The 11,793-nt window shown below is 54.2% G+C and carries 10 protein-coding genes; 2 read left to right on the forward strand and 8 right to left on the reverse strand.

All coding sequences use genetic code 11. From position 1 onward, the window contains the following. Positions 1–2 precede the first annotated feature (2 nt). Positions 3–653: an ABC transporter ATP-binding protein gene (locus RJ38_RS15865; RefSeq protein WP_039019851.1), complete on the forward strand. Its 651-nt coding sequence runs from the start codon at positions 3–5 to the stop codon at positions 651–653. Here the strand turns inward: RJ38_RS15865 and RJ38_RS15870 are convergent. The 8 genes from RJ38_RS15870 to RJ38_RS15905 are packed head-to-tail and all read right to left on the reverse strand — an operon-like array spanning position 628 to position 10,508. Next, positions 628–1,575: a LysR substrate-binding domain-containing protein gene (locus RJ38_RS15870; protein WP_052245481.1), complete on the reverse strand. Its 948-nt coding sequence runs from the start codon at positions 1,573–1,575 to the stop codon at positions 628–630. The genes RJ38_RS15865 and RJ38_RS15870 overlap by 26 nt on opposite strands. A gap of 24 nt (positions 1,576–1,599) precedes the next feature. After that, positions 1,600–2,802, reverse strand: a complete 1,203-nt coding sequence (locus RJ38_RS15875; RefSeq protein ID WP_039019852.1) for an NAD(P)/FAD-dependent oxidoreductase — start codon at positions 2,800–2,802, stop codon at positions 1,600–1,602. Next, a complete protein-coding gene (locus RJ38_RS15880) occupies positions 2,802–3,614 on the reverse strand; it encodes an NAD-dependent epimerase/dehydratase family protein (protein ID WP_039019853.1) in 813 nt (270 codons plus the stop codon). Before RJ38_RS15880 ends, RJ38_RS15875 begins: the two co-directional genes overlap by 1 nt. Next, positions 3,611–5,248, reverse strand: a complete 1,638-nt coding sequence (locus tag RJ38_RS15885) for a hydantoinase B/oxoprolinase family protein (RefSeq protein ID WP_039019854.1) — start codon at positions 5,246–5,248, stop codon at positions 3,611–3,613. The genes RJ38_RS15880 and RJ38_RS15885 overlap by 4 nt, the downstream gene beginning before the upstream one ends. Positions 5,249–5,251: 3 nt before the next feature. Further along, on the reverse strand, positions 5,252–7,339 hold the full coding sequence (locus RJ38_RS15890; protein ID WP_039019855.1) for a hydantoinase/oxoprolinase family protein: 2,088 nt from the start codon (positions 7,337–7,339) through the stop codon (positions 5,252–5,254). Further along, complete coding sequence (locus tag RJ38_RS15895) at positions 7,336–9,012, reverse strand: thiamine pyrophosphate-binding protein (RefSeq protein ID WP_039019856.1); 1,677 nt, start codon at positions 9,010–9,012, stop codon at positions 7,336–7,338. The genes RJ38_RS15890 and RJ38_RS15895 overlap by 4 nt, the downstream gene beginning before the upstream one ends. Then, complete coding sequence (locus tag RJ38_RS15900) at positions 9,005–9,754, reverse strand: SDR family NAD(P)-dependent oxidoreductase (RefSeq protein WP_039019880.1); 750 nt, start codon at positions 9,752–9,754, stop codon at positions 9,005–9,007. The genes RJ38_RS15895 and RJ38_RS15900 overlap by 8 nt, the downstream gene beginning before the upstream one ends. Before the next feature lies 1 nt (position 9,755). Continuing rightward, positions 9,756–10,508, reverse strand: coding sequence for an SDR family oxidoreductase (locus RJ38_RS15905; RefSeq protein ID WP_039019857.1), 753 nt, complete (start codon positions 10,506–10,508; stop codon positions 9,756–9,758). A gap of 287 nt (positions 10,509–10,795) precedes the next feature. Between RJ38_RS15905 and lipA the strand changes: the two genes are divergently transcribed. After that, on the forward strand, positions 10,796–11,773 hold the full coding sequence (gene lipA, locus RJ38_RS15910; protein ID WP_052245482.1) for a lipoyl synthase: 978 nt from the start codon (positions 10,796–10,798) through the stop codon (positions 11,771–11,773). Positions 11,774–11,793 lie beyond the last annotated feature (20 nt).

Raw genomic sequence — 11,793 nt, forward strand, 5'->3', positions numbered from 1 at the left:
TCATGATCGCATTCGATACCGTCACAAAAACCTATCACGTCAAGGACATCAAAAAACTGATCTTAGATGATGTATCCTTTGCCTTTGAAAGCGGCAAAAACATCGCCGTCATGGGCCATAATGGCGCAGGGAAATCCACGTTGATGCGCCTGATCGCCGGCATCGAATTGCCCACTTCTGGCTTGGTCACATCTGATGAAACCGTCAGCTGGCCTTTGGGCTTTGTGGGTGGTTTCAATGGCTTAATGACGGGGATTGAGAATGTTCGTTTCGTCGCCCGGATCTATGGTCATGACAGCGACCGTATTTTGGAAGACGTGCGCCAATTCGCTGAGCTGGGTCTATCGATCGAACTTCCCATTTCAACCTATTCCAGCGGCATGAAGGCACGCCTTGCATTTGGTTTGTCGCTCGCCATTAATTTCGATTGCTATCTCATTGACGAGATCACGGCCGTCGGGGATCGACGCTTTAAACTAAAAAGCAAAAAAGCCCTGACAGATAAAATCCGCACCGCCCGTGTGATCATGATCTCACATGCGGAAAAGACAATCCACAACTATTGTGATTCAGGCGTGCTGCTACATAATTCAAAGCTTTATTATTACGATGATCTCAAATCCCTGATCAAAGATTACCAAAAGTTTTGCTAGCCCCTGCGCCACCTTCTTCGCACCAGTCTTGCGGCAAAATCCAATCGCAAAAATCTGCCACATTGCGCAGCCTTCGGTGCGCACGGGGCAGCACAAGGTAAAATCCAGGCACTTGATGTTCAGGCATCTCAAGCAGTCTATCCATGCCCAAGGGCGCGACAAGATCGCCAGATCGAACATCTTTTTCGGCATCCGCCAACGAGATCAAGCCGACCCCCATTCCAGATAGGGTCGCGCGCCGCATGGTTGCCGCATCATGGAACGCAATTTCGGACGATTTCTCAGGCACGCCCATCCCCAAAAACGCCAATACATCTTCCCACAATGTGTTCTGCAACACCGGGTTCAACCGTGTTTCCGTCAACAGATCTGCGGGCGTCTTGATACGTGACGCCACCTCAGCCGTACAACAAATCGCCTTGTGATCCGTCAAAAGCCGCGTGCTTTCAAGCCCCGGCCAATCCCCATACCCCCATTGCACAGCGACATCGATATCATCTCGACTAAAATCAGGCGTATCAACCATCGTGGTCAAACGCAGATCAGAATGCGGAACAAATTCACGGAACTCATCCAAACGCGGCAGTAAAAATCGGGTCGCGAAATACGGCGAAACATTCAACGTAATCCGATTTTTATACTTCTGATTGGTCACCCGACGAACGCCTTCCGTCAGCTCTTCAAATCCCGCATCAACGTAACGCGCCAAAAGAACTGCAGGCTCGGTCAAAACAATAGATCGCCCACGACGCTCAAACAACGTGATCTGCAGCGTGTCTTCCAACAGCTTGATCTGTTGGCTAACCGCTTGCGGCGTCACAAGTAATTCATCAGCAGCCCCTTTGATCGACCCATGCCGTGACGCTGCGTGAAAAGCTTTCAACGCATTCAACGGAGGCAATTTTTGACGCGACACAGCCATCTGCGGTTCCTGACTTGGGTGGTATTAGATCACTGATTTTTCCAGAAATGGCTCTCCACGCACAATGCGATCATATCCAATCGGGCTTAGATCAAGACTACGGAAACCGCCGTAAATAATCCACTCCGCAATTCCGCGCCCCACGGCGGGCGACTGCTGCAATCCATGTCCGGAAAACCCATTGGCAAAAATGAAGTTACGCACTTCAGAATGCGGGCCCGCAATCACATTATGATCAAGCGTGTTAAACGCGTAATGACCCGCCCAATAATTAACCAATTTGATCGCTTCAAAAGCCTCTGACCGCGCGGCCAAGTTCATCCAGATGCGGTCAAACTCTTCGTGCCTCGGCTCAAAATCATCCCAATCCACCACCGGGTCATCCTCGGGCACGGTCCCTGTCAGAAAATACTTTCCCTCGGGTCGGCAAAACGTACCGGATGAATCTATCAAAAACGGCAACCGCCCATTGTTCACACGCGCCGACCCTTCCGGGCTATTAGCGCAATCAAACACAAATAGCGTCCGTTTACGGGGTTCAACCGGAATCTCAAGCCCCGCCATCGCCGCCGTTTTCGCCGCGCGCGGCCCTGTAGCATTCACCACAATGCCACAAGACACGGCCTGCCCGCTGGCCAATTTCACCCCGGTGATGTGATCCCCATCGCGGCAAATTTCGGTGACCTCATCCAGAATGTAATCCGCGCCCTGCGCGCGGGCCTTTTTCCTGAAACCGTTCATCAAACCCGTGTTGGAAAACCAGCCCTCGCCGGATTGGCCATAGCTCGCCACACGCAAATCATGCGCATTGATATAAGGAAATGCCGCCGTCACCTGATCAGCATCCCACAGCACGACATCCGCCCCAAGCCCTGCTTGAACCGCATGATTTTCACGCAAAATCTGTTCTTGCTCTGCGGTTGCGGCCACAAACAAATATCCACTTTCATGGAAATTCAAATCTGGCTTTTCCCCGTCCACTTGCATGGTATCGCCAAAATCACGGATAAACTCCGACCCGAATTGACTGATCTGCACGTTGATGGGGTTGGAATATTGATTGCGGATCGACGCGGCACTAAGCGACGTCGACGCCTGTGAAAATGTGTTGTCACGCTCAACAATCAGCACGGACCCATCAAAATCCGGGTTTGCCGTCAGGAAATACGCCACCGCCGAGCCAATAACGGCCCCGCCGATGATCACCACATCATAGCTGTCGCGCATCACTTTCCCTCGTCGTCAGGGTGCGGCAAGTCACAAAACCACCCGCCCATGTATTTCACACTGTCCGCCTTTGGATCAGGGGTCTCGGTCTTTGCTTCCATCGCGGCACGGAATGGCTCTGTGTTGTCTTGCGCATGAAACCCGATATGACCAGCCTTGCTATCATCCAACACTTTCAATCGGTTATCCGACATGCCAAACGCAATCGTATGGCCCACCCGAGGTGCAGTCAGGCCGCGTTCAACGTATTGCACGCAGTCACGAAAGCTGAGCCAACTCCACAACATGCGCCGATCCGCCGGTTCAGGAAACGACGAAAATATTCTCAGACAGAGGCTCTCAACACCGAACTTATCCCAATACAGACGCGCCAAATCTTCGACAAAACACTTGGACACCCCATACAGACTGTCCGGGCGTCCGGGGCTATCGGCGTCAATATGGGCCTCCATTTCATGATAGCCGATTGCATGCACCGATGACGCATAAACAACACGTTTCGCACCATGTTTCCGCGCCCCTTCATAGATGTGATACGACCCACGAATGTTGCTATCTAGGATGGTTTCAAAGTCGCTTTCCGTCGGCATGCCACCAAAATGTACAATCGCATCAACGTCTTGGGTCAATGCCATCACGGCATCATAATTCCCCAACTCACAGATGATCGCTTCCTCATGTGCCTGGATATCCGTCATCTCGACCCGATCAGAAATCCGCACATGTTCCGCCAGATGCACCAACCCTTTGCGCAGCTCGCTGCCCAACCGTCCTGCCGCACCTGTGATCAAAATCCGATTAAACTGTTTCATGCTTCATCCTCCGTTTCGCCCGCCTGCGCGGTGACATAACCTGCTTTAATATCCGCCGCGTGATCCGCAGCGCTGCGCGCGCTTGGCGGGCCAAAACCCCCACCACCCGGCGCTTCCAAAATCAACCGTCGGCCCGCAGGCACATGTTGCCAGCCTTTGGGTCGCAGCTTTGTACCATCGTCCAGTTCGACCACACCTGCCGCACCATCTTCGCCGCCATCACGCCCGCGCGCCGGATGATTGACCCGATCAAACATCGCAGAAAAATCAAACTCATGTCCATCGGCGGGTGCGATTTCGATCACTTGGCCAAGCCCCCCACGCATGCGCCCCGCCCCGCCACTGTCAGGTCGCAATTCTTTGCGCCAAATCACAATCGGGCCGGTGTGTTCCGTGGCTTCAACCGGCATCGTATGCACCCCGGACGGAAAAGCCGTCGCCGCCAACCCATCCAATTCGGGCCGCGCACCTGTGCCGCCAGAATTAAACATCAACACTTCGGACCTGCGCCCGGTTTTTCCGGCTTCCGGCCTGGCCGAGATGTGAATATTCCACAACGCCGCCGCCCCTTCCGCGATGATTTCCCCAGGCAATGCCTGTGCCAAAGCGCCCAAAACCAGGTCCGGCACCATATGCCCCATGACATGGCGTAACGACACGGGTGCCGGGCGTTCCGCGTTCAAAATATTCACGGGCGACGCCACTCTAAAGGGTTCCAACGACGCGGAATTATTTGGAATTTCAGGCGCGACCACGCATTTCAACGCATAACAGGCATAGGCTTTGGTGTAGATCAACGGGCAATTGATGCCCCAGCTGCTGGCCCCATCCGTGCCTTCAAAATCCGCCAACACCTCGCCGTCTTTCACGGTCAATGTCGCGGCCAATTTCACAGGTATGTCATAGCCGTCCACGACCATTTCATTGTGCCATGATCCCTTTGGAAGTGCTGCAATCCGGTCCAGCGTCGCCTTGCGCGACCGGCTGAAAATGAAATCCCCCAGCGCATCCAAATCGCACATGCCCGTCTCATGCATCATGTCAATCAGACGACGATGCCCAACCTCATTGCAGGCAGAAAGCGAATAAAAATCCCCCACCACTTGGTTCGGTTCACGCACGTTTGTCCGCAAAATATTAACCAAATCTCGGTTCACTTTTCCACGCTCGGCGAACTTCATGATCGGAATCTGAAGCCCCTCTTCATAGACAGATTTGCCGTCAGCGCCAAAGCCACGCCCGCCGACATCCACCACATGCGCGGTGCAGGCAAAGAACGCCACCAAAATTCCATTTTTAAAAGACGGCGCAACCATTGTGATGTCATGCAAATGCCCCGTCCCTTTCCAAGGGTCATTCGTGACGTAACAATCGCCTTCAAACATCTCTTCCCGAGGGATCTCAGCCAGGAAATGTAGCACCGCTTCGGCCATCGTGTTTACATGCCCTGGCGTCCCCGTAACGGCTTGCGCCAACATCAGACCCTGCGGGTTGAACACCCCCGCAGATAGGTCGCCGGCCTCTCGCACTGACGTCGAAAACGCCGTCCGCAACAAGGTTAACGCCTGTTCTTCAACTACGGAAATCAAGCGATTCCACATCACCTGCATGCGAATTTCGGATAATCCAGCCATGTCTTAGCCCTCCTTCCGGGTTAACAGAATACTGTCGTCACCTTGGATCACCGCGTCAAACAAAGCCGTCACCACGGTTGATGTTTCGTCCTCCACGACCACCGCTGGTCCCATCACCATATCGCCCGATTTCAACGCTTGGCGCGCGATGATTGTACTTTTCAACAACCCATCATGGCGCGGATCAAACACGTCACGTTCCTGCGTGATTTCAATCGGTTGCCCCTTGGTCACAAGGGGGTTTGCACTGGGTAATGCGCGCATATCACTGGCCTTCACGGACCAGGTCACAATCTCAATTTCAAGCCCGTCCAATCCGTCAATGGCCCGCCCAAAGAACCGGGCATAATTGGCACGAAAGGCCTGTTTGATCACATCCACATCACCCTGCGTCAAGGGTCGATCCGGGATCGTCACCGGGATCTCCCAGCCCTGTCCTTGATACCGCATAAACCCAGTTATCGCGCGCTTGATCTGCCCATCTGTACCGGCCCGAACAAATCGTTCCGCCGTGTCACACAGACCTGCCAACATCTCGTTCACAGCCTGCGCGTCAAACTCTGACAAACGTACAAGCCGCGACGCCAAGGCCTCATATCCAAAGGGTGCCTTCAAGAACCCGATCGCCGATCCAACGCCAGCCCCCGGCGGAATCACACATTGATCAACACCCAGTTTTTCACATAGGCGCGCCGCATGAAGCGGGGCCGCCCCCCCAAAAGCGATCATCACATTTTCCGAAACATTTTTGCCATTTTCCACCGCATGCACCCGCGCGGCATTGGCCATATTTTCGTCAACAACCTCACAAATCCCAAAGGCTGCTTCAAGCGGCGCGAGGCCCAACTTATCCCCAACTTCGCGTGCAATCGCATCGTTTGAGGCCGCTTTATCCAGCTTAATCGCACCACCTGCAAAATTATCTGGGTCGATCTTCCCCAACATTACGTCCGCATCGGTGATCGCAGGGCGCACCCCACCGCGCCCATAACACGCAGGTCCAGGCTCTGACCCGGCACTTTCCGGTCCGGTTTGAATGCGCCCCATACTGTCGACCCAGGCAAGCGATCCACCCCCCGCACCAATCTCGATCATCTCAATCACCGGGATTGAAATCGGCATGCCAGAGCCCTTGCAGAACCGATACGTCCGCGCCACTTCAAAGCTGCGCGCGGTTTGCGGGGTGAAATCTTCAATCAAGCAAATCTTGGCCGTGGTCCCGCCCATGTCATAGCTCACGACTTTTTCCAAACCAAAACGGGCCGCCACATCCGCCGCGAAAATCGCGCCCCCTGCGGGTCCGCTTTCAATCAGCCGCACGGGAAATTCGATTGCCGTTTCAACCGAAATCAGGCCACCTCCGGAATGGATCATAAACACCGGACATTGCGCGCCCTCATCCTTCAGGCGCGATTGCAAACGGATCAAATAATCTTCCATCTGCGGGCGCACATAGGCATTGGCGCAAACCGTATTAAATCGTTCAAATTCGCGCATTTGCGGCGATACCTCCGCCGAAATTGAAATCGGAACACCGGGTAATTTCGCCGCCAGAATCTCGCGGGCGCGTTCTTCATGCATGGGATTTTGATAGGAATGAATGAACCCAATCGCCACCGCTTCAAACCCCTGCGCCCGGATCTCATCCGCAAGAGTTTCCAAACGTGTTTCATCCAACGCCAACAATTCGTGGCCCTGCGCATCCAGTCGCCCTGCAACAGAAAAACGGTGTTCCCGTGGGATCAGCGGCAGGGGCAATTTCAAGTTCAAATCATATTGGTCAAACCGGTTTTCGGTGCGCATCTCGATGACATCACGAAAACCTTGCGTCGTCACAAGCGCCGTCTTCGCGCCACGTCGTTCAATCAGCGCGTTGGTTGCCAAAGTCGTGCCATGAATCACAATACCAAGGTCAGAAAACCCGATGCCCGCTTGTGCGGTCACGATCTGGATCCCGTCTAGGATCGCCTGTTCGGGCGCCGCGTAATTTGTCAAAACCTTCGCTGAAAAGATCTGTCCGCGCAGGTCCAATGCCACATCTGTAAACGTCCCGCCAATGTCCGCGCCAAGGCGAATATCCTGTGTCGTCATAGCGTGTCTCCTTTGGCGATCATGCGCATTTGGGTCAGGGTTTGGCGCGGGGTCAACGCCTCGGCCGAGATGTTCAATTCCAACACCGCCCCGCATTTCGACGCCATTGCGCGTTCAAAAGCCGCTTCAAAATCATCGGTTTTCTCGACCCGCTCGGCATGAAACCCATATGATCTCGCAAGATCCACAAAATTGGGATTTTCAAGACTGGTCCCAGAAATGCGGTCGGGGTAATTGCGTTCTTGGTGCATTCGAATAGTGCCATAAATCCCATTGTTCAGGATCAAAATAATCGGCATCGCCCCGGCCTGCATCGCAGTCCCAAGTTCTTGGCAATTCATCTGGAAATCACCGTCGCCCGCAAAGCACACCACTGTCCGTTCAGGCTGGGCGACTTTCGCAGCAATTGCAGCTGGCACACCATACCCCATCGCCCCGGATTGCGGCGCAAGCAGGCGTTGATCAGCGCCAAATTTGAAAAATTTATTCGGCCAAACGGTGAAATTTCCTGCACCATTGGTCAAAATCGCGTCCCCCGGCAAGCGATCGCGCAGAAACGCCGTCACCTTCCCCATATCCACGGGGCTGTCCAAATCAGGCAAGCTAAACCCAGCTTCATAGGCAGCACGCGCATCACCACGCCACCCGCCCCAATTTCCATCAACCTGATGGGGTTTCAGCGCCGCACAAAACGCGTTAGGGCCAGAATGTATCGCAATATCAGGTCGATACACTTTCCCCAATTCACGATCGGAACTGTGCACATGTATCAGTTTTTGATCGGGACTGGGCACATTCAGCAATGTAAACCCATCCGTCGTCATCTCGCCAAACCGTATGTTGATTGCCAAAATCACATCAGCTTGCCGGACCAGTTCCTTGGTTTTTGCGGTCATTCCAACGCCCGCATCCCCAACATAGGTCGGCACGTTATTGTCATATAGGTCTTGGAAACGAAACGCCGCCAGAACCGGCAAATTTGATCGTTCTGCAAACTGTTGAACCGCTTCCCGTCCCTGCACAGACCAACCGCTGCCCCCGATCAAAACCAACGGGCGTTCTGCTGTTTTGATCTCGGCCAAAACCGCTTGCACGGTCGCGTCAGACGGCCCAGCTTCGCAGGTGGTCACCGGCCCAGTCAGGGGTTCAACGGATGACTCGGCCGTCAACATATCTTCGGGCAACGCAACCACAACAGGGCCAGGTCGGCCAGACATCGCAGTTGTCCAAGCACGCGAAATAAATTCGGGCAGACGATCCACGTCTTCGATCTCAACCACCCATTTCGCCATTGTGCCGAACACCGCGCAATAATCGACCTCCTGAAAGGCCTCGCGCCCCTTCATGTCGGTCCCAACCTGCCCCACGAACAACAGCATCGGCACACTGTCTTGCATCGCCGTGTGCACCGCAATTGAAGCATTCATCGCCCCAGGTCCGCGCGTCACAAAACAAATCCCCGGCGTGCCCGTCAGCTTTCCATAGGCCGCCGCCATAAACCCCGCGCCACCCTCATTGCGACACAAGGTGAAATCAAGCGCACCCTTCGTGTCATACAAAGCATCCAGCACCGCCAAATAGCTTTCCCCAGGAACGCCAAAACTATGCCGTGCGCCCAAGGCTTGCAGCGATTCCACAAGGATCTTTCCGCCGTTTCTCTGACCATCACGCATAGATGTATCCCCCTGAAACAATGATATTTTCTCCGGTCATATAGGTGTTTTTTGGGCCACCGGCCATCATCACCCATTCCGCCATTTCACGCGGTTCACCCCCTCGGCCCAATGGGCTTGCCGCAGACAGTTCGCTCAAGAAACCTGACGTCCGCGCTGTCTCAGTTGCCATGCCGGCAGGGGCCACCGAATTGACCAAAATATTGTCAGGCGCGACTTCCTGCGCAAAGCTTTTGGTGAGGCTAACCACGGCTGCTTTGGTGGCTGCATAATGGGCATTTTGGGGATGCGCCTTAAATGCATCAACCGATGTGATATTCACAATCCGGCCCTTCACGACGCCCTCTGTTTCCTGCGCGCGAAACTGCTTGATCGCCGCAACACACATGTGAAACGTGCCTTTGATATTCACCGCATTTGAGGCGTCCCAATCCGCATCTGTAATATCCAACATGGATTTACGCGGATAGATCGCTGCCGAATTGATCACCGTATCAACCCGACCAAGCGCCTTGGAAATTTGGCCAAATGCCGTCTGCGCTGCATCAGACGTGCGGATGTCACATGCCGCAAACGCAAGTTTAACCCCCTCAGCCCGCGCAGGGGCCAAAGCGGCCTCGGCAGAAATAGGGTCCAAATCAATGATCCCGATGGCCGAGGCCCCGTTTTCAATCGCCATCTGCGCCAACAACAGGCCCAATCCCGCGCCACCGCCAACAATTACAACTGACATCCCATCCATTTCAGGCATCCTTTTCCGCAAAACCACCGCCGCCAACAAATTGGGCCGTCGGCAGAATATCAAACCGGGTCACATCCACATGAGGCGGCATCTGCAACACCGTCATTAACATCTGCGCCACATCTTCGGGCTGAACTGCGTCATAGACCTCATACATATCCGCCCGCGCCTGCGCGCTCAGCGCATCTCGGTATAACTCCGTTTCAACCCGCCCCGCGACAATCTCGCTAACGCGCACGCCACTGCCAGATAAATCACACCGCAACCCAGCCGCAAAATGCGAGATCGCAGCCTTCGTTGCGCCATACACCGCCATATTCGGAAACGCCCCCTGCCCCGCGATGGACCCCGTAAAGAACAGATGTCCGCGTTTGCGCGCGACCATTGCGGGTAGGACCAACCGCGTGACGGCAATCGCCGCAGACAGGTTCACCTCTAGCGTCGTATCAATATCCGCCTGATCCATGTCGAAGAACCGCGTGATCGGGGGAATAATGCCCGCGTTGTTCACCAAGACGTCAATCTGCTCGCCGGCCAATGCGGTTGCAAGCGCCTCGCGATCGGTTAGATCCAACGCCATCGGTCGCACCCCCGGGTAAGCCTTCATCTTTTCAAGCACCGTTGCCCGCCGCCCCAAGGCAATCACGTCATAACCTGCTTCAGCCATTGCCAATGTGATGGCCCGGCCAATGCCGCTGGTCGCGCCGGTCACAAGCGCCGTTTGTTTTGCTGCTGTTTGCGTTTGATTGTCCATGTCTCACCCTTTTCGGAAGCGGAAATCACAAGGCCAGCTTCGCGCGAAACAACGCGTTGTGACATCAAGAAATCTGATGCATTGGTAAATTATTCTTGTGAAACACCAAATCGGCCAATCACCACTGCGTGTTCCACGAACGAAACCTATTGCCAAATCGCACAAATCCATTATAGGGAACAAAAGTTTCCTAAAGGGAATATGATACCACTTAGGGAATTTCCGTCTCGACTATGGCCACCATATCAGAGGCAACCATCAAAGTTTGAAGGCAAAGGGTCACTTAAATGTCAACGATCCATACACCAGACGAAACAATAACCGCACCCGTCTTGCGGCCACGTCATCCGGAAAAGGCGCATAAGCCTGACACTGCGATTGCCCGCAAACCCAAATGGATTCGCCGTAAAAAAATCGAGTCGGCCGAATATTACGAAACCCGCCGCCTCATGCGGGAACACAAGCTAACAACCGTTTGTGAAGAAGCCGCCTGCCCCAATATTGGCGAATGCTGGTCGAAACAACACGCCACCATGATGATCATGGGTGAAACCTGTACGCGCGGCTGTTCCTTCTGCAATGTTGCGACCGGCAAGCCCGACGCATTGGATGCATTTGAACCCGGGCGCGTGGCGAAGGCCGTGCAAAAACTGAATCTGCGCCATGTCGTGATCACATCCGTCGACCGCGATGATTTGGACGATGGCGGTGCAGATCATATCGCGCAAACCATTCGCGCCGTGCGCCACAATTGCCCCGACACCTCAATCGAAGTTCTGACCCCCGATTTTCTGGGCAAAGGCGACGCCGGTGACATCGTGTTTGATGCAGCACCTGATGTGTTCAATCACAACCTTGAAACCGTGCCGCGCCTCTATCCAACGGTCCGCCCGGGCGCGCGATACTACCAGTCATTGCGCTTATTAGACGACGCCAAACGTAAAACCCCTAGCATTTTCACCAAGTCTGGACTTATGGTTGGATTAGGTGAAACGGTAAGTGAGGTGCGTCAGGTTATGGACGATCTGCGTGCAGCAAATGTCGATTTTTTGACGGTTGGGCAGTATCTGCAGCCCACTGCCAAACACCATCCGGTGGACCGTTTTTGGACACCGGAAGATTTTGAGAAACTGGAACAGGCCGCACGCGCCAAGGGCTTCTTGGGGGTTTCAGCGACCCCTCTGACACGGTCCTCGTTCCATGCAGATGAAGATTTTGCCGCCTTAAAACAGGCAAGAAACGCCAAACTGTCGGCAGATAAATAGAAACGCAACGGGAGGAAACC

The sequence above is a fragment of the Halocynthiibacter namhaensis genome, assembly GCF_000812685.1.
Taxonomy (GTDB): Bacteria; Pseudomonadota; Alphaproteobacteria; order Rhodobacterales; family Rhodobacteraceae; genus Halocynthiibacter; species Halocynthiibacter namhaensis.

Coding starts and splice junctions, on each gene's coding strand:
- RJ38_RS15865 (WP_039019851.1), top strand. CDS start 3: ATGATCGCATTCGATACCGTCACAAAAACCTATCACGTCAAGGACATC.
- RJ38_RS15870 (WP_052245481.1), bottom strand. CDS start 1,575: ATGGCTGTGTCGCGTCAAAAATTGCCTCCGTTGAATGCGTTGAAAGCT.
- RJ38_RS15875 (WP_039019852.1), bottom strand. CDS start 2,802: ATGCGCGACAGCTATGATGTGGTGATCATCGGCGGGGCCGTTATTGGC.
- RJ38_RS15880 (WP_039019853.1), bottom strand. CDS start 3,614: ATGAAACAGTTTAATCGGATTTTGATCACAGGTGCGGCAGGACGGTTG.
- RJ38_RS15885 (WP_039019854.1), bottom strand. CDS start 5,248: ATGGCTGGATTATCCGAAATTCGCATGCAGGTGATGTGGAATCGCTTG.
- RJ38_RS15890 (WP_039019855.1), bottom strand. CDS start 7,339: ATGACGACACAGGATATTCGCCTTGGCGCGGACATTGGCGGGACGTTT.
- RJ38_RS15895 (WP_039019856.1), bottom strand. CDS start 9,012: ATGCGTGATGGTCAGAGAAACGGCGGAAAGATCCTTGTGGAATCGCTG.
- RJ38_RS15900 (WP_039019880.1), bottom strand. CDS start 9,754: ATGGATGGGATGTCAGTTGTAATTGTTGGCGGTGGCGCGGGATTGGGC.
- RJ38_RS15905 (WP_039019857.1), bottom strand. CDS start 10,508: ATGGACAATCAAACGCAAACAGCAGCAAAACAAACGGCGCTTGTGACC.
- lipA (WP_052245482.1), top strand. CDS start 10,796: ATGTCAACGATCCATACACCAGACGAAACAATAACCGCACCCGTCTTG.